Annotated in this window: 23 protein-coding genes; 16 read left to right on the top strand and 7 right to left on the bottom strand. The window is 44.3% G+C overall.

The features are described from left to right. Positions 1-10: 10 nt before the first annotated feature. Positions 11-1,264 carry a beta-ketoacyl-ACP synthase II gene (gene fabF / locus L0659_RS15455; protein ID WP_235127296.1) on the bottom strand — a complete coding sequence of 418 codons (1,254 nt, stop codon included), beginning with the start codon at positions 1,262-1,264 and terminating at the stop codon, positions 11-13. A gap of 43 nt (positions 1,265-1,307) precedes the next feature. Then, positions 1,308-1,544, bottom strand: a complete 237-nt coding sequence (locus L0659_RS15450; RefSeq protein WP_026629555.1) for an acyl carrier protein — start codon at positions 1,542-1,544, stop codon at positions 1,308-1,310. A 231-nt stretch (positions 1,545-1,775) separates the two neighbouring features. On the opposite strand from L0659_RS15450, the gene kdsA reads away from it, so the two are divergent. The 3 genes from kdsA to L0659_RS15435 all read left to right on the top strand — a co-directional run bounded on the left by kdsA (position 1,776) and on the right by L0659_RS15435 (position 3,917). Then, complete coding sequence (gene kdsA / locus L0659_RS15445) at positions 1,776-2,588, top strand: 3-deoxy-8-phosphooctulonate synthase (RefSeq protein WP_235127292.1); 813 nt, start codon at positions 1,776-1,778, stop codon at positions 2,586-2,588. Further along, entirely contained in the window at positions 2,588-3,286 is a 699-nt protein-coding gene (locus L0659_RS15440) for a phosphatase PAP2 family protein (protein WP_235127290.1), read from the top strand. Before kdsA ends, L0659_RS15440 begins: the two co-directional genes overlap by 1 nt. Positions 3,287-3,365: 79 nt before the next feature. Then, entirely contained in the window at positions 3,366-3,917 is a 552-nt protein-coding gene (locus L0659_RS15435; protein ID WP_235127289.1) for a DNA-3-methyladenine glycosylase I, read from the top strand. Here L0659_RS15435 and L0659_RS15430 read toward each other — a convergent pair whose 3' ends face one another. Both L0659_RS15430 and L0659_RS15425 read right to left on the bottom strand, forming a co-directional pair. After that, the gene (locus L0659_RS15430; protein WP_235127287.1) at positions 3,918-4,721 is read right to left on the bottom strand and encodes a glycerophosphodiester phosphodiesterase family protein; all 804 of its coding nucleotides are present in this window, start codon (positions 4,719-4,721) and stop codon (positions 3,918-3,920) included. It abuts the gene before it with no gap. A gap of 82 nt (positions 4,722-4,803) precedes the next feature. After that, a complete protein-coding gene (locus L0659_RS15425) occupies positions 4,804-5,721 on the bottom strand; it encodes a PfkB family carbohydrate kinase (protein WP_235127285.1) in 918 nt (305 codons plus the stop codon). A gap of 185 nt (positions 5,722-5,906) precedes the next feature. On the opposite strand from L0659_RS15425, the gene L0659_RS15420 reads away from it, so the two are divergent. The 3 genes from L0659_RS15420 to L0659_RS15410 are packed head-to-tail and all read left to right on the top strand — an operon-like array spanning position 5,907 to position 8,823. Beyond that, positions 5,907-6,299 (top strand): DUF5618 family protein, encoded by a 393-nt coding sequence (locus L0659_RS15420; protein ID WP_235127284.1) that lies wholly within the window; start codon positions 5,907-5,909, stop codon positions 6,297-6,299. A gap of 20 nt (positions 6,300-6,319) precedes the next feature. Further along, positions 6,320-7,822, top strand: a complete 1,503-nt coding sequence (cysS, locus tag L0659_RS15415; protein ID WP_235127283.1) for a cysteine--tRNA ligase — start codon at positions 6,320-6,322, stop codon at positions 7,820-7,822. A 2-nt stretch (positions 7,823-7,824) separates the two neighbouring features. After that, positions 7,825-8,823 (top strand): M28 family peptidase, encoded by a 999-nt coding sequence (locus tag L0659_RS15410; protein ID WP_235127282.1) that lies wholly within the window; start codon positions 7,825-7,827, stop codon positions 8,821-8,823. Between the two features lie 2 nt (positions 8,824-8,825). Here the strand turns inward: L0659_RS15410 and pbpC are convergent, their stop codons facing one another. Then, positions 8,826-11,126 carry a penicillin-binding protein 1C gene (pbpC, locus tag L0659_RS15405; protein WP_235127281.1) on the bottom strand — a complete coding sequence of 767 codons (2,301 nt, stop codon included), beginning with the start codon at positions 11,124-11,126 and terminating at the stop codon, positions 8,826-8,828. Between the two features lie 105 nt (positions 11,127-11,231). Here pbpC and glpK point away from each other — a divergent pair, with 105 nt between their 5' ends. Next, positions 11,232-12,737, top strand: a complete 1,506-nt coding sequence (gene glpK / locus L0659_RS15400; RefSeq protein ID WP_235127280.1) for a glycerol kinase GlpK — start codon at positions 11,232-11,234, stop codon at positions 12,735-12,737. 24 nt (positions 12,738-12,761) lie between these two features. Here glpK and L0659_RS15395 read toward each other — a convergent pair whose 3' ends face one another. Continuing rightward, a complete protein-coding gene (locus L0659_RS15395; protein ID WP_235127279.1) occupies positions 12,762-13,370 on the bottom strand; it encodes a porin family protein in 609 nt (202 codons plus the stop codon). 278 nt (positions 13,371-13,648) lie between these two features. On the opposite strand from L0659_RS15395, the gene L0659_RS15390 reads away from it, so the two are divergent. The 6 genes from L0659_RS15390 to L0659_RS15365 all read left to right on the top strand — a co-directional run bounded on the left by L0659_RS15390 (position 13,649) and on the right by L0659_RS15365 (position 20,993). Further along, positions 13,649-14,458: a 3'-5' exonuclease gene (locus L0659_RS15390; RefSeq protein WP_235127277.1), complete on the top strand. Its 810-nt coding sequence runs from the start codon at positions 13,649-13,651 to the stop codon at positions 14,456-14,458. Positions 14,459-14,562: 104 nt separating this feature from the next. Beyond that, complete coding sequence (nuoK, locus tag L0659_RS15385) at positions 14,563-14,916, top strand: NADH-quinone oxidoreductase subunit NuoK (RefSeq protein ID WP_026629568.1); 354 nt, start codon at positions 14,563-14,565, stop codon at positions 14,914-14,916. Between the two features lie 30 nt (positions 14,917-14,946). Beyond that, positions 14,947-16,863, top strand: a complete 1,917-nt coding sequence (nuoL, locus tag L0659_RS15380) for an NADH-quinone oxidoreductase subunit L (protein ID WP_235127276.1) — start codon at positions 14,947-14,949, stop codon at positions 16,861-16,863. Positions 16,864-16,909: 46 nt separating this feature from the next. Beyond that, positions 16,910-18,358 (top strand): NuoM family protein, encoded by a 1,449-nt coding sequence (locus L0659_RS15375; protein ID WP_235127268.1) that lies wholly within the window; start codon positions 16,910-16,912, stop codon positions 18,356-18,358. Between the two features lie 7 nt (positions 18,359-18,365). Then, positions 18,366-19,763, top strand: coding sequence for an NADH-quinone oxidoreductase subunit N (locus tag L0659_RS15370; protein WP_235127266.1), 1,398 nt, complete (start codon positions 18,366-18,368; stop codon positions 19,761-19,763). Between the two features lie 123 nt (positions 19,764-19,886). Next, positions 19,887-20,993 carry a polysaccharide biosynthesis protein gene (locus tag L0659_RS15365; RefSeq protein WP_235127264.1) on the top strand — a complete coding sequence of 369 codons (1,107 nt, stop codon included), beginning with the start codon at positions 19,887-19,889 and terminating at the stop codon, positions 20,991-20,993. Between the two features lie 7 nt (positions 20,994-21,000). Here the strand turns inward: L0659_RS15365 and L0659_RS15360 are convergent, their stop codons facing one another. Continuing rightward, complete coding sequence (locus L0659_RS15360; protein ID WP_235127262.1) at positions 21,001-21,924, bottom strand: alpha/beta hydrolase; 924 nt, start codon at positions 21,922-21,924, stop codon at positions 21,001-21,003. A gap of 363 nt (positions 21,925-22,287) precedes the next feature. Here L0659_RS15360 and L0659_RS15355 point away from each other — a divergent pair, with 363 nt between their 5' ends. The 3 genes from L0659_RS15355 (at position 22,288) to L0659_RS15345 (ending at position 24,784) form a co-directional block, all read left to right on the top strand. Continuing rightward, a complete protein-coding gene (locus L0659_RS15355) occupies positions 22,288-23,061 on the top strand; it encodes an alpha/beta fold hydrolase (RefSeq protein ID WP_235127261.1) in 774 nt (257 codons plus the stop codon). Between the two features lie 85 nt (positions 23,062-23,146). Beyond that, positions 23,147-23,818, top strand: a complete 672-nt coding sequence (locus L0659_RS15350) for a CBS domain-containing protein (protein WP_235127259.1) — start codon at positions 23,147-23,149, stop codon at positions 23,816-23,818. Between the two features lie 90 nt (positions 23,819-23,908). Continuing rightward, on the top strand, positions 23,909-24,784 hold the full coding sequence (locus L0659_RS15345; RefSeq protein ID WP_235127258.1) for an NAD kinase: 876 nt from the start codon (positions 23,909-23,911) through the stop codon (positions 24,782-24,784). Position 24,785 lies beyond the last annotated feature (1 nt).

Below are 24,785 nucleotides of genomic sequence, written 5' to 3'. Positions count from 1 at the left end.
AATTAGTTAATCAGTCTTCATATTTTTTGAAAATGACTGATGCATTGTGACCGCCAAAGCCAAAAGTATTACTAAGCGCAATGTTGATTTTCCTTTTCTGTGCGTGATTGAATGTGAGGTTCAACCGTGGATTGATCTCGGGATCGTCTGTAAAGTGGTTGATGGTAGGAGGAACAACCTGATCGCGGATAGCCAGGATACATGCCGCAGCTTCAATAGCGCCAGCTCCACCCAGCAAATGCCCGGTCATGGATTTGGTTGAACTGATATTCAGCTCATAAGCATGATCTCCAAAGTATTTTTCGATCGCCTTGATCTCCTGCGGATCACCGATTGGCGTAGAAGTGCCATGGGTATTAATGTAGTCCACATCTTCTGGCTTGATCCCTGCATTCTCAATTGCATTTTTCATAACAATGTGAGCACCAAGGCCTTCCGGATGGGGCGCTGTAATGTGGTAGGCGTCAGAAGACATCCCGGCACCAATCATTTCAGCATAAATCTTTGCTCCCCTTGCTTTTGCATGTTCCAGCTCTTCCAGAATAAGCGCTGCTCCGCCTTCTCCCAAAACAAAACCATCACGGTCTTTATCATAAGGACGGGAAGCCGTTTCAGGAGAGTCGTTTCTTTCGGATAATGCTTTTAAAGCATTAAAACCTCCAACACCAGCAATGGTAACTGCTGCCTCGGAGCCTCCGGAAATACACACGTTCATCATCCCAAGCTTGATGTAATTGAATGCATCGATCAAGGCGTTGGTTGCTGAGGCGCAGGCTGAAACTGTGATGAAATTGGGACCGCGGAAACCATAGCGGATCGAGAGAACTCCCGAAGCACTGTCCACGATCATTTTAGGGATAAAGAATGGGTTGAATCTGGGTGTTTTACCGTTTTCCGCGAAATTCATCACCTCTTCTTCAAAGGTTTTCAACCCGCCGATTCCGGTACCCCAAATTACACCGGCTTTGTCGAGATCAAGCGTATCTGCGTCAAAGCCGGCGTCCTTCATTGCCTCGTCTGCTGCAATGACGGCGTATTGTGTAAACGGGTCCATTTTACGCGCTTCCTGACGAGGAATGTAATTATGAACGTCCAAACCTTTTACTTCACAGGCAAAACGGGTACGAAACTTTTCAGCGTCGAAACGCGTGATAGGAGCTGCTCCGCTTACACCTGCAACCAAATTTTTCCAAAAGGTAGAAACATCATTTCCAACGGGCGTTAATGCGCCCATTCCGGTAATTACAACTCTCTTCAAACTCATAAAATGGGGACAGAAATAAAATGATACTGGTGCAAAAACCGAATTACTTCACGTTTTCTTCCAGGTATGCAACAGCCTGACCAACTGTACCAATGTTCTCTGCCTGATCGTCAGGGATAGATAGATTGAATTCTTTTTCAAATTCCATGATCAATTCAACGGTATCTAGAGAGTCCGCTCCCAAGTCGTTCTGGAAGTTTGCTTCCGATGTTACTTCCGACTCTTCAACGCCGAGTTTTTCGACGATAATTTGCTTAACTCTTTCTGCAATTGCTGACATTTTATATTCACTTTTTGGTTAAAATCGGAACAAAGAAAGAAATTTCGATTCACTTTGTCAAAATTTTTTTAGTCGTAACAGTTTATTGCTTTCAATGTCTTGAAAATAAAAAAAGCACAAAATCAAATGCTTACCACGGATGCGTACCAGTAAATCCTTCATTTTTATAAAGAACATTCAGGATAGGCGTACATTCGCAAAACATTTACCGACCATCAGACGAAGTATTGTATGATTTCGATACCGAATATAAAAAATGCCGAATCGCCTTTATTTTTTTTAATGGCTGGCCCCTGCGCAATTGAAGGCAGGGACATGGCATTACGCATCGCCGAGCATATTACTGGCCTCACAGAACGACTGAAAATCCCCTATATATTCAAAGGTTCTTACCGAAAAGCCAACCGCACGAAGATCGATTCATTCACCGGAATCGGCGATGAAAAAGCATTAAAGATCCTAGAAGAAGTTCGCAATACATTTGGTGTCCCGGTGGTTACCGACATTCATGAATCGCATGAAGCCGCTTTTGCTGCCGAGTATGTGGATGTTTTGCAGATCCCCGCCTTCCTATGCCGTCAAACTGAGCTTTTGGCCGCCGCTGCAAGAACTGGAAAAGCCGTAAATGTGAAAAAGGGCCAGTTTTTATCCGGCGCTTCGATGAAATTCGCAGTGGAAAAAATCAATGAGGTTAACCCCGAATGTCAAGTGATCCTGACCGATCGTGGAAACAGCTTTGGTTATGGCGATCTGATCGTTGATTATCGTAACCTCCCGGAAATGAGCTCATTCGGAGTTCCGGTCGTGATGGATTGCACGCATTCGTTGCAGCAACCTAACCAGGCTTCCGGTGTGACGGGCGGCAAACCAAAACTAATTGAGACCATTGCAAAAGCTGCCATTGCGGTCGGCGCGGATGGATTATTTATAGAAACGCATTTCAATCCGGCGGAAGCAAAATCCGATGGGGCTAATATGTTGCCTTTGGATCAATTGGAAGGGCTTTTGGAAAGACTTGTGCGTGTCCGCGAAGCTGTGATGTAATGGTGGCACGTTATCTGAGGACACAGCTGATTTGCGTGATTTTCTGTTTTCAATTCGTTTCGCCCGACATTGCGGCCCAAAGGGCTTATGAATCGCAAGGTGCTGCCCGACAGGACTCTACGCTTTGGGTGATCAAAGCGGGCGATGTAATTCCGCCCGTTTCCCTTGCAGTGGCAGGTTTGGTCACCCAGGGAAAGATCAGCAGGCATTTTCATGAAAAAGTACGTTCTCAATATCCCAATTTTCACTCCAAAGCAGATGAATTTCTGCCTTATGCGCCTGGCGTAGTCAGTCTGGGACTGGCCTCTGCGGGCGTGAAGGGTAAGCATAAACTTGGCGATCAGGTCATTCTTGCATTGCTTTCCAACATTATAGCGCAGGGTGTGACGCAAAGTTTGAAGCGGGTTATCAAATATCCACGACCCGACCAATCCGATTATTATTCCTTCCCCTCCGGCCACACGACCACGGCTTTTGCCAATGCGACCCTATTACACGAAGAATATGGCCAGCGTAGCGTCCTGTACAGCATTGGCGGTTACGGAACAGCGACGGCAGTTGGCGGATTAAGAATTTTAAATAATAAACATTGGCTCGCGGATGTGCTGATGGGTGCAGGCGTAGGAATTGGTGCCACAAAAGCGCTTTACATTAGTTATCCCTGGCTGCAACGGACCGTTCGCAGGATGAAACATTAATTGTTTAATTTTATCAAAACCAACTGACATAGGGTTGTCACAAGGAGCTGTTTCATTTGCAAAAAATCTATCTCAACTCATGTCTTATTGCAGCTATATCAATCATAATATTTTAGAAACGACCGACTTTCTACTAAATAAGCACTATCACGACAACCAATATGGTTTCCAGATCACAGATGATGATGAGCTTTTCGGTCGTTTGATCCTTGAAATTAATCAGGCAGGATTGAGCTGGACATTAATGTTGAGAAAGCAGGATAGTTTTCGAAAAGCTTATGATAATTTTTCCATTGAGAAGATCGCTCAGTATGATGAATCGGATCGGGAAAGACTATTGCTGGATGCAGGAATCGTTCGTAATCGTTTGAAGGTGAATGCTGCGATAGTCAATGCGCAGAAAATCCTGGAATTAAAAAAGGATTACGGATCATTTAAAGGCTGGATCGACGCGCATCATCCTTTGACAAAAGAAGAATGGATTAAGCTTTTTAAGAAAACATTCAAATTCACCGGCGGTGAAATCGTGAATGAATTCCTCATGAGCACAGGCTACTTACCTGGCGCACACACGCCGGATTGCCCTATTTTTAAGAAAGTGAAACTGATTGAAGCGACGGCAAAGGCCTGATTATCTCACGTTATTATCCTGCAAATATTTGATTAATGCTGCTGGCTGATCGGTTTGCAAACCTTGGACGCGCTTTTCCAAAGCCACTTTCCAGGAAGCCGGTCCTTCGGTTGCACTTTGCACATCGAGCCAAACCTGCACACCTGCTTCATTCAACGCGCTCAAAAGATGCGGATGCGGGAGGTTATCAACGATTTTCAAAGGCATTTTTTCCAAAAAACCGGTCAACTTTTCTTTTGTATCAATGTCTTTGGGCAAACTTGACATTAAGGGCACATTCGGAGCAACTTTTTGCCATTCCTGATAATCACTTTCTTTATTAAGGTAAACAATCACCTGCTTTTGCATGCCCACAGCTTGAATTTGCTTCCAGGTTTCAGCGGCATCCGCTGCTTTAAAATCGAGGTAAATGTTGATCTTATCTTTGCAAACAGCCAATAATTCCTTGAATTCGGGAATTTTGTTGGTTTTCTTATTTCGATTGAAAACCTGCAAATGCTTCACCTCATCCAGCGTCATTGTGCTCACTTTTCCTGCGCCGTTGGTGGTTCTGTCCACAGTTGCGTCATGCAGCACGACCAAATGACCGTCTTTGGTTGTCCGCAAATCCACCTCCACATAATCAGCCCCGGCGTTGATGGCTTCTCTGGCAGCGGCAAGGGTGTTTTCAGGAACATTAATGTGGCTTCCACGGTGCGCGATGACAACAAGCTTATGCTTGGTTTCAGGCAAAACCTGCTGCGCAACCGCGCTCAAAGACATGAATAACGACAGGAAAAGAAGATTTGTGGCTTTGCTGAGCATGATGGGCTTTATAAAAAACAAGTCTACAAGTAAGAATAAAAACTTCTTAACTCATAGACTTATAAACTTTCAAAACGGGTAATTATTGAATTTCGAAACTCGACAAATTCACAAAATCCTGAACTCTTGCATTAATTTCTTCCTGCGTAAGGTTCACAATACGCTCTGTTCCAAATTTTTCCACACAGAAAGACGCCATTGCAGATCCGTAAATAATCGCACGTTTCATGTTTTCAAACGAAATGTCATCCGTGCTCGCCAGATAACCGATAAATCCGCCTGCAAATGTGTCTCCCGCGCCGGTTGGATCAAAAACTTCTTCCAACGGCAATGCGGGTGCAAAGAAAATCCTATCGTCCTGAAACAACAATGCGCCGTGTTCTCCTTTTTTAATGATCAAAGTTTTCGGCCCCATTTCCAGGATTTTCTTCGCAGCCTTCCGCAACGAGTATTCTCCCGAAAGCTGGCGCGCTTCCTCATCATTGATCGTGATCAGATCCACCATTTTCAACACTGCCTTCAGATCATCCATTGCAATGTTCATCCAAAGGTTCATCGTGTCCAGCATGATGAGTTTTGGACGGGATGTCATGCGTTCGATAATTAGCTTTTGCGTTGCTGGAACTGTGTTCCCCAACATTAGGAACGTTGTGCCTTGGTAAGTTTCCGGAATAATAGGATCGAAATGTTCCATTACATTGAGCTCCGTCACAAGCGTGTCGCGCGTGTTCATATCCTCATGATATTTCCCTGACCAGAAGAAGGTTTTTCCGTCCTGAACGATTTCAAGTCCTTCTGTATTAACGCCGTGATCTTGCAATAGGGAGATCATTTCATCGGGGAAATCGCCACCGACAACGGCTACCAGATTATTTTCTTTGGTGAAATATGATGCTGCTAGTGTGATGTAAGTGGCCGCACCGCCAATAATTTTATCTGTTTTTCCAAAAGGTGTTTCGAGTGCATCGAATGCAACAGATCCTACGGTTAATAAACTCATAAATTAGTATTGTATTGATTTTAAGATAGTTTCAATTTTGGCCTTCTCCATAAAAGCGCTGCGAAGATAATCAAAACGCCCGAATAGCATCCCCGTCACATTGTATTATGCCAAACTGTTTAAATCAATCATCGGTTATTTGCTATTTTTGTAAAATTTACCACTTTCACCACTAACACATTACTATGGAAGCGATCAGCGAAGCCAGAAGGCACATTGACAATGCAAAGGATTTTTTGAGCAACAATGCTAAGAAGCAAGATGGGTTGTATCGTGATGTAAAATATGTAAAGATCGCGGGGCATACTGCTTACACAGGAATATTATTAGCACTGAACGAATTACTTGGAGAGAAAAAGAAGAAATCTAGAAAGAGTGTTGAATGGTATCAAAAGGAATTAAGCAGTATGGACAAAAAAGTCACCTCCAACTTTGCTTTGGCATATGAAATTCTACATCTCGCAATGGGCTATGATGGCGCCAAGAGTGCAGAACTAGCAGAGATAGGCTTTGACAGAGCAGAGCAAATTATCGGATGGGTCGAAATGAGACTACAAAAACCGTCCTCCAAATATTAGATCAAAAAGTAAAAACATAGATGACCGCGCAAACTTTCCAGCCGCTTAAAATATTCAATACACTGACCCGTAAAAAGGATGTGTTTGTTCCTATTGCTCCTCCTTATGTCGGCATGTATGTCTGCGGTCCAACGGTTTATAATAATGTTCACTTAGGAAACATTCGTACGTTTTTGTCTTTCGATATTCTTTACAGATATCTAACGCACATTGGCTATAAAGTCCGCTATGTGCGGAACATTACGGATGTAGGTCATCTGGTGGGCGATGGCGAAGTCGGTGAAGATAAAATTGGCAAAATGGCGAAGCTGCAAAAGCTTGAACCGATGGAGATCGTACAGCGCTATACCAATGACTTTCACGACGTTTCAGCAACATTCAACCTGATTCCACCCAGTATTGAACCGACTGCAACGGGACATTTAATTGAGCAGATTGAAGCAGTGAAGACTTTGATAGAAAAAGGCGCTGCTTACGAATCGAACGGCTCTGTGTATTTTGATATCAATAAATATCAGGCGGACGGCAATGAATATGGCAAGCTTTCTGGCCGGATCATCGAAGATCTGTTGAATGAAACCCGCGAGTTGGACGGACAGTCTGAAAAGCGCAATCCGCTCGATTTCGCGTTATGGAAAAGGGCCAGCCCTGAGCACATCATGCAATGGGATTCTCCTTGGGGAATGGGCTTTCCGGGATGGCATTTGGAATGTACGTGCATGAGTGCCAAATATTTAGGAAAACAATTTGACATTCACGGCGGCGGAATGGATTTAAAATTCCCGCACCACGAATGCGAGATTGCGCAAGGAAAATCCTTAACAAATGAGGAGCCGGTGCGTTACTGGATGCATACGAATATGCTGACGGTAAACGGACAGAAAATGTCCAAATCGCTCAATAACTCGTTTTTGCCCGCTGAGCTATTTTCCGGAAATCATGATTTGCTGGAACAGGCTTACAGCCCGATGACAGTGCGCTTTTTTATGCTCCAAAGCCAATATCGCAGCACGCTTGATTTCTCAAATGACGCATTAAAGGCTGCGCATAAGGGTTACAAAAAGCTGGCAAATGGCCTGAGAAATGCAAAATTGCTTTCCTATGTGCCAGAAGAAGGCGTAAGCATTGATGAGATCAAGAAAATTGAAATAGAAAAATCGATTGACGGATTCTATGGCGCAATGAATGATGACCTGAACACGTCGGTTGCATTCGCCAACCTTTTTAATTTGCTCAAATACATTAATATGCTCAACATGGGCCAGCTGAAATCGGCGGCGCTTGGGGAGGAAACATTTAATGCTTTGAAACACAATTTCATCGCATTTTTCGAGGACGTTTTAGGTCTGAAAGAAGAGTTGAGCGAGGGTTATGCCATCCTCGACGGCATGCTGAAATTGTATAAGGAATATAAATTATCAATGAACTACGAAAAAGTAGACGAAATCCGTTCTTACTTCAAAAATCAGGGACTGGTAATCCGCGACACAAAAGTGCGGATCGATTGGGCTTACGAAGAGTGATTATGAAAAAGTTATCTATATTATTGTTTGTCTGTGTGCTGGCTTACGGCTGCAAAACCAAAGACAGTTCCGAACAAGCCGCCGAGCAAGCGCCTGCGTTGGTGAAAAGCCCTGCATTCAGCGAGGATTCGGCTTATAAGTTTGTGCAAAAGCAAGTTGATTTTGGCCCTAGGGTTCCAAATACGAAACAGCACGATGCTTGTGCAGCTTATTTAGCCGCAACGCTTAAAGGTTACGGTTTGGACGTTGTTGAGCAAAAATTTAAGGCGACGACTTACGACAACAATACCCTGAATTCCACAAATATCATTGGCAGCTTTAATCCAAAAGCTTCAAAACGCATTCTTTTAGCAGCACATTGGGATTCAAGACCTTTTTCCGACCAGGATTCGCTGGTTAAATACAAACCGGTCCTTGCAGCAAATGATGGTGCGAGCGGCGTGGGCATTCTCTTGGAAGTTGCTCGCGTGCTATCCGCTCAAAAACCCGCTCCGGAGATTGGTGTTGACATTATTTTCTTTGACGCTGAGGATTGGGGAAATTCTGAAAAGGCAAGTGATGAGTATGGTGGTTTCTGCCTTGGTTCACAATATTGGGCAGCGAATAAACATACGCCAAATTACACAGCATATTTCGGAATTTTGTTAGACATGGCTGGTGCAAAAGGAGCAACTTTCTTCAAAGAAGGGTATTCTGTCCAGATGGCTGAAAGTGTTGTGAATTCTGTTTGGAATACGGCGAGCAGACTTGGATACAACAATATTTTTATCAACGAAAGAGGCGGTGCCATTACAGACGACCATCTTCCGGTGAACAAAATCGCTAAGATTCCGATGATCGATATCATTCACACGCGTGCCAACAATGCTTCAAAAACGTTCTTCGATCAATGGCACACAAATGACGACACCATGGAACATATTGATCCTAAGACATTAAAGGCTGTTGGACAGACATTGATCCAGGTTGTATATCAGGAAGCCGAAGGTCAAGCGCTTTAACATTACATCTTCTTTACAGTAACCCAGATATTTGAGTTGCGACCCTTATCGTCGCTGCACGAAATCTTGACTCTGCCCAGCGGAAGGCTCACAAAAACGCTTTCATGCGAGGCAGATTTTTTATTCAGTTTATCATTAATATACCAAAAAACTTCCTGCACGTCATTGGACGTCTGACAGGCTAGCTGGATCTGCTGTGGCTCGTCGGGCCGTAAATAATATTCGCTTCCATCATTCGGACTCACGATCAGCGGCGGGCCTTCATGGAAAACGCGTTCACAATCAGGGTTATGCGGGGGAATTTTTTGATAAGGAATCTTTTGCATCTCATTATAGGCAATTAATTCTGGCGCCTGATTCGCATAAGCCCGTTTTTCATATCCATTTTCAGGAAGACAGTAAGTGCAGTAAGAAATCTTCCCAGGCTTATCTGTGAAAACCCACCTTAAATGCTGACATTTCCTGTAAGCCGAAACGCCCATAATGTATTGATCCAGAATTTGATGTGTGCAAAAATCAGACGGGATGTCGCCGCTCGCCGCACAAACTTTTCGTAACGAAACATTGGCAGGCGTTTCATACCAGCCCTTCGGTGAGTTGTAATCCAATGCATTAAAAATCGAAAACAGCAATGGTGTCGCTGTGTTCGCACCGCTCAGTTCCGGAACCCCTTCGCCGGAAAAATTACCCACCCACACGCCTATTGTATATCTGCGGTTGTAACCAATGCTCCACGCATCCCGCTTTCCGTATGAAGTGCCTGTTTTCCAGGCGATCTTCGGCAAATGATAGGTGTTGTCAAAGTTTGTCGGTAAGTCGGGACGAGTGATTTGGGTTAAAATGTTGGTTAACAAATAAGCGGCTTCCTGAGAAATGATCGGCGTTCCTTTTTTGTCCAAAGGCGTTTCCGATGTATAACGCAACTTTTTCAGCTCACCATTATTCGAAAACGCTGCAAACAAGCGCGTCAATTCTTCTAATGTAACCCCACATCCGCCGAGAATCATGGAAAGTCCAAGGTCTTTGGCTTGTTTATCAATGGTTTTAAAACCTGCTTTCCGAAGTTTTGCAATCAAAACCGGCGTGCTTACTTCCTTCAAAATCTTAACCGCCGGAATGTTCAGCGAATTGGACAATGCAAATTCAGCAGTAACCGGTCCGTTAAAATGCTGATCAAAATTCTCCGGCTCATAGCCGCTGAAATTGCTCGGAACGTCATTGACAATGTTTTTCGGTGTAATTAATCCCTGGTCAAATGCCGCCCCATAAAGCAATGGCTTCAAAGTGCTCCCAGGCGAACGAACCGCTCTAACCCCATCCACTTGTCCTCCATCAAATGGATTATTGAAATCCGCCGAACCAATGTAAGCCTCCACTTCCATCGTCTCATTATTCACCACCAGCACCGATGCATTGTGAATATTCATCGTTTGTCGCCGGTTAATGTAGTTTTTCACCTGCTCCTCGATCTGGCTTTGCAGCTGCATTTTAAGCTTACTATGAATAACCGGCTCGTCCGGGTTTTCCTTTTTTAGCCTTAATGCCAAATGCGGCGCCAGCTTAGGCGCTTGCAAACGCTTCACAACAAGCGGCTCGTTCAATGCATCCTGAATAATGTTTTTCTCAAAAAGCCCTTCTTCTTCAAACCGGCGCAGCCATTGATTTCTCGCTGCTACCAATGCGTCATTACGTGTGCCCGGCCGCAAGCTCGACGGGCGATTGGGAACTATGGTTAATGCGGTGATTTCTGATAAGCTGAGCAGCTGAGGCGGTTTTCCAAAATACAATAATGAAGCCGCCTTAATCCCTTCAATGTTCCCGCCATAAGGCACCAGATTGAGATACATTTGCAGGATTTCGGCTTTGGAATAATGCAGTTCGAGCTGGAATGCGCGGTGGATTTCAAGGATTTTGTTCAAGTAAGTCCTCTTCCTTGGTTCGATAAGCCGAACCACTTGCATGGTAATTGTTGAAGCACCCGAAGTTCTTCGGCCAGTATATACATTGCGAAAACCGGCACGCACAATGGCAAACGGATTCACCCCCGGATGCACATAGAAGTATTGATCTTCCTTATAAATCAATGTCTTACGCAGCAACGGCGTAATTTCTGAAATGCTGGCATACAAGCGCCATTTGTCTTCTTTATTGAGAAAAGCATAGATCAAGTTGCCTTTTTGGTCAGTAACCTGCGTGGCGTAGGAGATTTTGGGTTGAAAAGGGAAGACAAAGTCTAGAATGATAAACAGCAAAAAAACGCCTGCTAGGATTAGAAGTGCTTTTTTGAGCCTTGCAAATTTCATTTTTGTAGGTGTGTGAGGGTTCGTTTTCGGCTTCAATTTGTCCCTATCAGGTAATTTTCTCTAATTACTGACTTTATTGCAAATAAAGCCAATCATAATACCAATATGTCAAAATACGTTGCCGCCATTGACCAGGGAACCACCAGCACGCGCTGCATTCTTTTCGATCACCAGGGAAATATCGTTTCTGTAGGACAAAAAGAACACGAACAGATTTACCCACATCCGGGCTGGGTGGAGCATAATCCGACTGAAATCTGGAAAAACACATTGGAAGTGATGGCCATCGCGCGGATCAATGTGTCAGCGACGGCGGCGGACATTGCGGCGATTGGCATTACAAATCAAAGAGAAACAACGGTTGTCTGGAACAAACGCACGGGCAAACCTTATTATAACGCATTGGTCTGGCAAGATACGCGGACTACTGAACTTGTAGCAAAATATGAGCGTGAAGGCGGTTTGAACCAATTCCGAGAAATTACCGGTCTTCCCGTTTCAACCTATTTCAGCGGCCTGAAACTGAAATGGCTTCTGGATAATGTGGAAGGAATTCGTGAAGATGCGGAAAAAGGTGAAGCCATTTTTGGAAACATGGACACATTCCTGATCTGGCATCTGACCGGCAGCACGCACGGCGAAGGCGGCATTCACGTTACGGACGTTACCAATGCAAGCCGCACGCAACTGATGAACCTCAAAACATTGCAGTGGGACAAAGAAATGCTCGCAGCTTACGACATTCCGGAAAAAATGCTGCCCGCCATCAAAAGCAGCAGCGAAATTTACGGTTATGTTAATAATGAAATCCTTCCAGGCGTCCCGGTTGCAGGAATCTTGGGCGATCAGCACGCTGCATTGGTCGGACAAACTTGCTTTGAGCCTGGCATGGCCAAAAACACTTATGGAACCGGCTGCTTCCTGGTGATGAACACGGGTAACGAGCTCAAAACTTCTGAAAATGGCTTATTAACAACCATTGCTTATAAATTCGGCGACAATCCGGTTCAATATGCATTGGAAGGAAGCGTCGCGGTCACCGGCGCATTGGTGCAATGGGTTAGGGACAATTTGGGTTTGATTAAAAAAAGCAGCGACATTGAAAAACTGGCAAAAACCGTAGAAGACAACGGCGGTGCCTATTTCGTGCCGGCATTTTCAGGCTTATACGCACCTTACTGGCGCAATGATGCGCGCGGCGTAATTGCCGGATTGACTGGATATGTGAACAAAGGCCACATTGCACGCGCCGTTCTGGAAGCATCGGCCTATCAGACATTAGACGTCGTGCGGGCAATGGAGCAAGACTCAGGCATCGAACTTTCCTCCCTACGCGTAGATGGCGGAATGGTCGCCAATGAACTCTTGATGCAATTCCAGTCTGACATTTTAAACACTCAAGTCGTATCGCCTGCCGTCGCCGAAACCACCGCGTTAGGCGCAGCATATGCCGCTGGACTTGCAGTTGGCTATTGGAAAAACACCGATGAACTCACCGCTAATTGGGCTGTCGCCCACACGTGGAACCCAAATATGGAAGAAGCAACCCGCGAAAAATTCTATAAGGGCTGGCAGAAGGCGGTTACCAAGTCTTATGGCTGGATGGATTAAGAAAAATCTGTCGATAAGGTTTGACTAATGTTTAGAGAGTTGATAGGCAACGGACAGTTGTATATTCCTGCTGTAAAAGTCACGGAGGACTTTGGCATTGCCTTGGCTGTCAACTGTTCTAAGCAAGTTGCTTAATGGGGCTAATCCCTGAACACATCTTAATCCAATATTAACGGACGGAGAAACATTGACTCTGCAACCTACCGTCATGCCGAAATCAACTTTGGAATTCATTAACAGCAACGATCGCTTTGAGGCGTGTATAAAGCTTATTTGTGGACCTAGTTCTAAAATAACGCCTTTTCTAAAATGCACATTCAACAGCATTGGAATTGACAAATAATGTGCATAGGATTTGAAGAGATTGACATTGCTTCCATTTATTGAATACAAAAGCTCAGCCTGAACAGCGAATGTTTGATTTAATGGCTTTTCAACATAGCCTCCAACATGAGATAATATCATTGGCTTCCAAATGTTCTTTATTCCTTGTGAAAACGCATTTGTGCGCAACGAAAAATCCGAAACATTAACTCCTCCTTTTATTCCATATTTCAATTTTTGAGCTTGTCCATAAGTTGAAAATAGCATGAGAAGAATGAGGCTCCTGAAAAGAATTGTTGATGTCCGCATAGAAAGATCGGTTTGATTTGAAAAGATTCCGCTAGATAATCCACAGCCATGCGCTCAGAAAAAGCGATTATTTTTCGGCGACGCTGCGTTAGCCATCGGAATTGAGAAGTTCTTTTCCAAATCAATCCCAAATAGGAACGGCAGATAAACTGCACCAACCGGTGGACGCTGCCATTCAAATTTTAACTTTTTTATAATCTGTATAAACTAACCTCTTTCTTGCGGTATCTTAGGTTTAGGCGTAACTTCACGGCTCGAAAATCAAATTTGAGTGTCTTATGCATACCCTCCGTCTGAAAAAGCCGCTCGCTTTTTTTGATCTTGAAACAACCGGAGTCAATATCGTCCGCGACCGTATTGTTGAGATATCTGTCGTAAAGGCACTTCCCAACGGCGAAACCGAAATCCGCACCCGAAGGATCAATCCCGAAATGCCTATTCCGCTGGAAAGCAGCCTTATCCATGGCATTTATGACGAGGATATCAAGGATGCGCCGACATTCAAAGGCATTGCCAAAAACCTCGCAACATTTCTGGAAGGATGCGATCTGGCTGGTTTTAATTCCAATCGGTTTGACATTCCTATGCTTGTGGAAGAATTCCTGCGCGTGGGTGTTGAATTTGATTTAAAAAACCGCAAAACAGTTGATGCTCAACGCATTTACCATATGATGGAACCCAGGAATCTGGGTGCTGCTTATAAATTTTATTGCGGAAAAGAGCTTTTGAATGCACATAGCGCGGAGGCGGACACCATTGCAACTTTCGAAGTTTTGCAGGGCCAAATCGCTCGTTATGAAGGTGTAAAAGTCGTTGATTCACATGGTGTTGAAACGGAACCTATCAAAAACGATGTGGCTGCATTGCATGAGCTTACTGCCTCGAAATTGATTGACTTTGCGGGACGAATGTCCTACAATGATAAAGGCGAGGAAGTTTTCAATTTTGGCAAACACAATGGAAAACGCATTGCGGAAGTCTTAAAAAATGAGCCTTCTTTCTTCGACTGGATGATGAAAGGCGAGTTTCCTTTGGATACCAAAAGAAAACTGACAGAGATTAAATTAAGAGCATTAACCCAGCGCTGACATAAAGGTGACGAACGCACTTGAGTAAGTAGTATTTATGTCTATTTTTGCCGGAAATCTATTTTTGACTATTTTAACCGAATATCCAACAAGGTAAACCTGCTATGATCCCAAACCCCAATATTCCAGAGGTCAATATACCGGCGGTTATTCAGAATATTCCACTTCAACATTATCTAATTCTCAGCACTTTACTTTTTGTAATTGGCATTATCGGCGTGCTGACACGTCGCAATGCGATCATCATTTTCATGTCTGTAGAATTGATGCTCAATGCTGCGAACTTGCTCCTTATCGCATTTTCATCTTACAGATCTGACCCTTCCGGGCAGGTTTTTGTGTTTTTTATCATGGCGGTTGCCGCAGCGGAAGTGGCTGTGGGACTTGCGATTATCGTAATGATCTACCGAAACACAAGAAATACGGATATCGGGTTTCTCAACAAATTGAAGTGGTAAGCATTTGCCAATAAAGATTAATAAATAAACATGTCTGCATCATTACTCATTCTGATTCCACTTTTACCCCTGATTGGTTTCCTGATCAACGGAATCGGATTTAAGACTATACCCAAAGGCGCTGTCGGCATTATCGGAACATTGGCTGTTGTGGCGAGTTTCGTGCTTTCGGTGATGACATTCCAAGCATTTCTAGCCGCTGGCAGTCAGCCGGTTATCGTCCCGCTTTTCGACTGGATCACAGTTGGCAGCCTTAACATTCCATTTTCTTTCCAGGTTGACCAGCTTTCGCTTTTAATGCTGATGATCATTACGGGCGTGGGTTCGCTGATCCACATTTATTCGATTGGCTACATGCATCATGATGAGGGTTTTGGTAAGTTTTTCGCTTATCTGAACCTGTTTTTGTTCTTCATGTTACTGCTTGTTTTGGGTTCCAATTATGTGATTATGTTCATTGGTTGGGAAGGTGTTGGATTGTGCTCTTACCTGCTGATCGGTTTTTGGAATAAAAACACATATTACAACAATGCTGCGCGCAAGGCATTCATCATGAACCGTGTAGGGGACTTAGGTTTCCTATTGGGGATTTTTACAATCATCTCCACGTTCGGTTCGGTTGAGTATCTTGAGGTTTTTAGCAAAGCAACGGATTTTGAAATCGGTGATCCGGTGATCATTATGATTACATTATTCCTGTTTGTTGGTGCAATGGGAAAATCGGCTCAGATTCCACTTTACACGTGGTTGCCGGATGCGATGGCGGGTCCTACGCCTGTTTCTGCGCTTATTCACGCGGCTACGATGGTTACGGCCGGAATTTACATGGTGATCCGTTCCAATGTCCTCTATTCCCTGGCGCCTTCCACATTGGAGATCGTTGGCATCATTGGCGCGGCGACGGCATTGTTCGCGGCTTCTATTGGTCTTTTACAAAATGACATTAAGAAAGTGCTAGCTTATTCGACTGTGAGTCAGCTAGGTTATATGTTTATGGGATTGGGTGCAATGGCTTACTCGGCTTCCATGTTCCATGTGATTACGCATGCATTCTTTAAAGCATTACTATTTCTTGGAGCGGGTAGCGTGATTCACGCCATGTCCAATGAGCAGGATATTCGTTCCATGGGTGGTTTACGCAAAAAGCTCCCGATCACGTTCCTGACATTCCTGATTGCAACGATTGCAATCTCCGGGATTCCGCCATTTGCAGGGTTTTTCTCGAAAGATGAAATTCTAGCGCATGTTTTCGAGCATAACAAGTTGCTTTGGGTGATCGGAGTTTTGGGCTCGTTGATGACTTCATTTTATATGTTCCGATTGCTATTCCTGACATTCTTTGGAACATTCAGAGGCACGCATGAGCAGGAGCATCATTTGCATGAGTCGCCTGCTTCGATGACTATTCCATTAGTTATTTTGGCGGTTCTATCAGCATTAGGCGGTTTTATTGGTGTTCCGGAAGCATTGCATGGCACGCATCATCTGGCCGAGTTCATGAGTCCTTTATACGACGCATCGCGCATGGTTAATCCTGAGGCCTTCTTGCCCACGGAGCTTTCGCATTCAGAAGAATATTTGTTAATGGGCGTTTCGGTGGCTGTGGCGTTGGTTTCAGCGGTTGTGGCTTATGTGATGTATGTTCAGAAAGAATCTGTTCCGGCACCGGATTCTCAGCCAAAATCAGCATTGCAAGGTTTGGTTTACAACAAATATTATGTGGATGAGCTTTACGACAATGTGTTCGTGAAGCCCATCAAGACCTTATCCAATATCCTTTACAGTTTCGGCGAATTTTTCATTGATCTGATTGTAAATGCTTTTGTGAGACTGACGCAGTTTTTTGCCGGGCTTTTGAGAAAAACACAGACTGGATCTACGGGAGACTATGTTTTCGCTATGGTTTTGGGCATTGTGGTTATATTATTCTGGAAGCTTTTACTTTGATCATTAAATCCGTTCACCATTTGTTGCTGACCGTTGACTTGAAAATATGCTTACTCTTCTTTTAATACTTTTACCCATTGCCGCAGGTGTTCTCACGCTGCTTTCAGGCGAACGCCTGGCGAAGCAGGTTGCTTTGGTGAGCGGTTTGGCTGTGCTCGGCGTTGCCATTGCCACCTGGCTGCAATTTGATCCGGCTGCGGGGACGCAATTTAGTTTCAAATATGCCTGGCTGGCTTCGGGAGGCATTTCTTTTGCTGCCGGAATAGATGGCATCAGCTTAGTCCTCGTCTTACTTACGACATTTCTGACACCACTTATAATCCTTTCTGCTTTCAATCACGATTACAGAAAGCCTGCTTCGTTTTATTCCCTGATTTTGTTCATGGAAGCCGCCTTAATCGGTGTTTTTACGGCAACGGACGCGTTTCTGTTCTATCTGTTCTTTGAAGCTGCGCTGATTCCGGTTTATTTCCTTGCAGCAATCTGGGGTGGAGAAAATCGTTTGAAAGTAACATTCAAGTTCTTTATTTACACCATTTTCGGAAGCTTGTTAATGTTGGTCGGGCTGGTTTATTTGTATTATCAAACACCCGGCACGCATACTTCTGAAATCACTGCATTTTACGCATTACAGCTTAGCAAACAAGTTCAGGGTTTTGTCTTCTGGGCGTTCTTCATTGCCTTTGCGATCAAAATGCCGCTTTTCCCTTTCCATACCTGGCAGCCAGACACTTACACAGAATCTCCTACGCCAGCAACCATGTTGCTTTCAGGGATCATGTTGAAAATGGGGGTTTATGGTTTGATCCGTTTTTTACTTCCGATCGTTCCGGGTGGTATGGAAACATGGGGCACGATGGCGATGGTTTTGTCTGTGATCGGCATCATTTATGGTTCTATCATTGCCATTCAACAAAGCGATATGAAGCGTTTGATCGCTTACTCGTCCTTTGCGCACGTTGGTTTGATGGCCGCTGGGGTGTTTTCTTATTCGATCAATGGCTTGCAAGGAGCATTAATTCAAATGCTTGCGCACGGAATCAATGTGATTGGGTTGTTCTTCATTATTGATATTATTTATTCCCGCACCAAAACGCGCTATCTGGACCAGTTAGGCGGGATTACGCAAAGCACGCCGCATTTGAGCGTCTATTTCATGATATTGTTGCTGGGCAGCGTTGCGTTGCCATTGACCAACGGCTTTGTGGGTGAATTCCTGTTGTTATCCAGCGTTTTCCAATATGACGGCTGGCTGGGCGCCATTGCTGGTCTTACCATCATCCTCGGGTCGGTTTATATGCTGCGGATGTTCCAAAAATCAATGTTCGGGCCTCGTTCCAAATGGGTTGAAGGTTTTCAGGATCTAACCATGAGCGAACGCGCTGTGCTTTTGCCCTTGGTGATCATGGTTTTCTGGATTGGCATTTATCCCAACACGTTTCTGAAATTAACTGAGCCGGCTGTAAGTCAACTTTTACAAATGGTTAATAACTAGTCAAAATATGTATCCCATTATATTGTTGTCTGTTTTTGGTATCGTAACCCTGTTTTTGGGCTTTTCGAAAACTAAGAACATCCTGCTTCCCGCCACATTACTTTTCCTTGTGATTGCCACAGTAGGTAATTTCGTGGAGTGGAACAAAGGGCCTTTGCTTTATTTTTATGAAATGCTTCGTGTTGATAACCTGACACTTGCATTTAATGGTATTGTGCTCCTTTCCGCATTTATGATTGTGGCGATTTCAGGCGGTTTTCAGGAAAACCCGGATTCGGAGCCAGCGGAATATTTTGGGTTAATGCTCTTTTCGCTTGTTGGCGCGCTCATGATGATCGGTTTTGAGCATATGATCATGCTTTTCATCGGTGTTGAGATCTTGTCTGTTGCGATGTATATTTTAACAGGAAGCAACAAGCGTAACCTGCGTTCCAATGAAGCTGCGTTGAAATATTTCCTGATGGGCGCTTTCGCAACGGGCTTTATGCTTTTCGGCATGACCTTGATTTACGGGGCAACCGGTTCTTTCAAATTAAGCCAGATCCACGGCTTCGCATCCAACATTCAGGCAGATGCACAGCCTTACATTTTATATGCCGGTCTGCTGCTTTTGTTGATCGGGATGCTTTTCAAAGTGTCAGCCGCGCCGTTCCACTTTTGGACGCCCGATGTTTACGAAGGAGCGCCAACGATTTTTACCACATTCATGTCTACAATCGTAAAAACAGCCGGTTTCGCCGCACTTTTCCGATTGCTAAACACATCATTCAGTGAAATTTATGGCTTCTGGTGGATTATCATCGCAACCATCGCCGTTCTGACATTACTAGTCGGGAACATTGGTGCAACGAGCCAGAACAGCTTCAAGAGAATGCTAGCCTACTCCGGTATTTCGCATGCGGGCTATATGTTAATTGCGTTAACCGCATTGACCAAACCATCACAGAGTGCCATTGTATTTTATTCCCTAGCCTATTCACTATCAACGATATGCGCATTTGGTGTGTTAATGTTGGTTTCCAAAGAAAAAACACTCGAAGGACAGCCTAACGAACGTTACGAAGCATTCAACGGTCTGGCGAAACAAAATCCGGTTCTCGCGTTTGTACTAGCCGTATCCATGTTATCATTGGCTGGAATTCCATTAACAGCCGGCTTCTGGGGTAAATTCTTCATCTTCACGAGTGCAGCGGAAAGAGGCATTATCTGGATCACAGTGATTGCCGTTTTGATGTCGGCAGTGGGTATTTACTATTATTTCCGGGTTATCATTGCTTCTTATTTAAAAGAAGGTGATTTGATCAAAATCCGTGTTGCGCCCTTTTATCAGGTGATTTTATTGCTTGCTACATTTTTGACAATCCTCTTCGGACTGGCCCCGGGCGTGTTTGAAGGACTGATATAAAATTCCCTTAACTTTTATTTAGGAGAAAGAGCTGTACATCATTTACAGCTCTTTTTTTGTGACCAATTTTAAATTGTGCGTATCAATGTAAAATCCGGCAGTTTCCGGTCCTACATTTTTAATATGCACACGAGTAATTCAAAACCTCCGGTTTGCGGAGAAACCAATCGTTTTAATGCAGCGGATCTTTTGCAACGGGATCCTATTGAGCTTGATCCGGCAAACATTCAGAAAGTAATTGTCAACAGCATTGTGCTCATTACCGGCGCGGCGGGCTCCATCGGCAGCGAGCTTGCATGGCAAATCTGTTCATATCATCCTTTCAAAATCATCCTGATCGACCAGGCCGAGACACCCCTGAATGACCTTGATATTCGGCTCAGTCAGCAATTCAGAAACGTTATCATCCAGTCCTATCCGGCAAACATTACTGATGCAGTCCGGATGGAAATGATATTTTCAAACGCAAAGCCTCAAATTGTTTTCCATACGGCCGCATACAAACACGTGCCATTTATGGAAAATCATCCCTATGAAGCCATTAGTACAAATGTTTTTGGAACAAAAATCCTGGCTGACCTTGCGATTGCACACGCGGTCAGCAGGTTTATTTTTATCTCGACGGACAAAGCTGTAAAGCCGTCCAGCATCATGGGCGCCACCAAGCACATTGCCGAACTTTACATTCAGTATTTAGCCCGAAACGAATGTTTCAAAACACAATATGTCATCACCCGGTTTGGTAATGTGCTGGGATCTAATGGTTCCTTTATGCCAACATTCGAAAAGCAAATTCGCGCAGGCGGACCGATTACCATTACCCATCCGGATGTGCGCCGCTACATGATGACAATCCCGGAAGCCTGCCAACTTGTGTTGGAAGCAGGCGCAACCGGAAAAAATGGTGCTATATTATTCTTCGACATGGGCCGGCCTATCAAGATCCTGGACATCGCAAAACGAATGATCGCATTAACCGGTCACAATGTGGATGACATTAACATTGAATACATTGGCCTCCGCCCGGGCGAAAAACTGTGTGAGGAATTATATGATGATTGCCAAATTTCCGAAAATGTAACGCAATCCAAAATCCTGGTCAGCACGAACCAGGAATCAGCCTTATGCCCTGAAAACATGCTTCAAATGCTTAGAAAAGCGCTTGAAAGTGGAAATGACGAGGAAATGAAAAATGCAATCTGGCGCGCATTGCCCGAATTTTCAGATTAACACAATGTTATTTTGAAGGTAAAAACTGATTCACCTGCATCCAATGCAGGCAACGGCCAAACCATTCACTTAACTCGGGTGTCTTGGGATAGCCGTGCTCGCCTTTGGAATAGATGTGCATATCCGCCGGAACGCCATTGGCATTAAGCGCCTCGTAAAACTTGATGCTGTTCGACACCGGCACAACTGTATCATCGCCAGCATGCGTCAGGAATGCAGGCGGGGTTGTTTTCTTTACTTGAAGCTCGTTTGAAAAATATTTAACCTTTTCCGTTGTCGGAGACGAGCCCAGCAAATTACTGCTTGATCCTTTGTGTCCGATTTTATCCATTAAACTGATCACCGGATACACCAGGATCATAAAATCGGGACGCAGGCTGGTTTTTTCAGGGTTTGAAATAAATGTGCTGTCATAATGCGTCCCGGCTGTTGCAGCAAGATGTCCGCCCGCCGAAAAACCCATAATCCCGATTTTCGCCGGATCTATTTTCCATTCTTTTGCACGCTCACGCACCGTTTTGATCGCCTGCTGCGCATCCTGCAACGGACCTATGGACTTATCTTTCATGATTTTTTCATCCGGCAACCTGTATTTTAAAATAATCGCCGCAATTCCGGATTGGTTCAGTTCCTTCGCGATCCTGTAACCTTCCCATTCCATCACCAGGACGCCATAACCACCGCCAGGGCACACAATCACAGCAGAACCATTTGCAGTCGCTACGGGTGGCAAAAATACGGTCAATGTTGGCTTGGACACCTTTCGGATAACTTGGTCCTTATTGGTCTCTTCGTCCGGTCCGTTTATTGCATTCGGAATTTTGTCCGGATAGAGTGGCACGACAGTTTGCGCGGTTGCCTGGAATGTGCAGGAAAGCACCAGGAAAAACGGAATGCTAATCCATGCAGAAAATGCTTTGGGGAGCGTCATATTAAATATTTGTGTTTTAATAATTTTCTAATCGTTATAACTATAAAATGTAACTAAATTTCGATTAGACTTGTCTCTACCCATTTGAAGCAGTTCAGTGTGCTTTTTTACCTGCGACAAGAAAACAGGCAACGTCCCGGCACGTTCTGCACGCGTCTAAAACCAAATTGCACCATTCAATGTTATGTTTCAAGTTTTGACATTATTAATATAATATTTACAAGAAAATAGAATTTGCTTTGTTACTTTATGTCTGTTACCAATAAAAAATTTTAACTAGTTTTGTAGCTTATGGAAATCATGCACTAGTTTCTTTGAAGTGTTATAAAATGAGCCATATCATAATCAATCCACAATAACAGAATGAAATATCCAGTACATGCAGAAGGTAGGTTTCAGTTTATCGACGAGGGAAAAGGCGAAACATTACTGCTTTTGCATGGCCTTTTCGGTGCATTGAGCAACTGGGACGGCATCATAGATCATTTTTCCAGTCGCTTCCGTGTTATAATTCCTTTGCTTCCTATTTATGAATTGCCTCCGCGGGAAGCTGGTTTGGAAGCGCTATTGGCATTCCTGGAAGATTTTGTGTCTTTTAAAAACCTTACCAATGTCACCGTGATCGGCAATTCACTGGGCGGGCACATTGGTTTGTTATATACTTTAAAGAACCAGGAAAACGTTCACAAACTGGTTTTAACAGGAAGTTCGGGCTTGTTTGAAAACTCAATGGGCGGCTCTTTTCCAAAGCGCGGCAGTTACGATTACATCCGGGAGCGTGTTGCATATACATTCTATGATCCGAAGGTTGCAACGAAAGATCTGATCGATGAAGTGTTTGAAACAACGTCCAGCATTCCGAAATGTATGAGCATTGTTGGCATCGCCAAATCCGCGCAGCGCCACAATCTGGCCAAAGATCTGCATGAAATCAATGTGCCTACGTTATTGGTCTGGGGATTGAATGACACCATTACGCCGCCGCATGTAGGTTATGAGTTCAACAGGCTTATTGCCGGTTCCGAGCTGCATTTCATTGATCAATGCTGCCATGCGCCCATGATGGAACGCCCTCATGAATTTAACGTGATACTGGAAAGCTTTTTAGAAACACATATTTCAGTGCCTGTTGCCTGACTTTTTTTAAAGGGAATTTCTTTTGATACGAAAGTTGTTACATATATAGTTTTTTTATAGATTCGAAAAATGACGCTCTGAAAATATGCTTGCTGCTACCCTGATTAATCCCATGATCCCCGTTCTGAAACTGACCGATTCGGTTAGTACGGCACTGGACTGGATGGATGAATTTGGTGTTAAACAGCTTGTTGTTGCAGATTCCGGCATTTATCAGGGCATTGTATCCGAAGACATTTTGTATGATGTCACGGACAATTCGGATCCGCTCGCGAAGATCATCATTCAGCATAAGGACATTTTTGCTTCCGAAGACCAGCATCCTTACGAACTTTTGCGTATTGTAAATCAATTTGGCTTGCTGATCATACCGGTTTTACATGAAGACCGGAGCTTCGCAGGAAGTATTTTGGTAAATGATCTGATCGAACATTTTGTAAATGAGCTGGGTGTACAGGAAAAAGGCGCCGTTATTGTGCTCAAAATTGCCGAACGCAGCTACTCGCTTTCTGAGATCAGCCGTTTGATCGAATCCAATGGGACCAAAGTCCTGAGCAGCTACTATTCGTCAGGCGAGAGCTATAATCCGCTGAATGAGGCCCGGCTTACTTTGAAACTCAACCGTACGCACATTACGCCCATCATTGCCACGCTCGAACGGTTCGGTTATGAGATCGAGGAAGCACATGCCAATGATCCGATCGAAAGCGTAGATCAGGAGCGTTTGGATATGCTTTTGAGATATCTTGCCACCTGATTTCTTCACATTACTTCTCGTGCCGCTATTTTGAATCGGCATATTTGCGCGTATCTTTCGGAAGAAACAAGATGATCTACTTTTTCTTCCATGAAAATAGCAATTCACGGACGCAACTTTAATGAGTCCGCCCGCCCGTTCATTGAAAACATGTTCAATGAGCTGTCCCGCCGGAACGTTGAAGTCCAGCTCTCCAAACCCTTTCGGAATTTTCTGGATCAGAACGGGATCACGCATTACTCTGAGCTTGTATATGAAAGGCCCGACGAACTTTTTGACGCACGTCTGATCGTAAGTATGGGCGGGGACGGAACATTGCTCGAAACCATCTCTCATGTAGGAAAAAGACAGATCCCGGCCATCGGAATTAATGTCGGCAGGCTTGGTTTCCTGGCCACTGTGCCTCCTGAACGGATCACAGATATGATCCAGGCGCTGGAAAACAGCCAGTATCGGATCGATGAAAGGACGCTTGTTGAAATAGAATCCAATGTTGATTTATTTGACGGTCAGAATTTTGGTTTAAATGATTTTACGATCACAAAAACCGATACTTCTTCTATGATCACGGTTCACACTTATCTTAATGATGAGTTTTTGAACTCCTACTGGGCCGACGGCCTCATCATCTCAACACCCACCGGCTCAACCGGATATTCCCTCAGCTGCGGCGGGCCGGTGCTCGTTCCGCATTCTCAAAACTTTATTATCACACCCATCAGCCCACATAATTTGAATGTTCGGCCGCTGGTTGTGGAAGATACGGCCGTTATCCGGCTCGAAGTAAAAAGCCGTAGCAACAACTTTCTGGTCTCCCTGGATGCAAGGTCAAGGGTTGTGGATGAAAACACGTTATTAACCGTTAGAAAAGCCGGCTTCATCGCACGATTAATAAAAATGCGTGATGACAGTTTCCTCAATACATTGCGAAGTAAACTGTCCTGGGGACTGGATATGCGTAATTAAC

This window comes from Dyadobacter sp. CY347, assembly GCF_021502655.1.
In the GTDB taxonomy this organism is placed as follows: domain Bacteria; phylum Bacteroidota; class Bacteroidia; order Cytophagales; family Spirosomataceae; genus Dyadobacter.
This window is presented reverse-complemented; position numbering and strand designations above follow the sequence as displayed.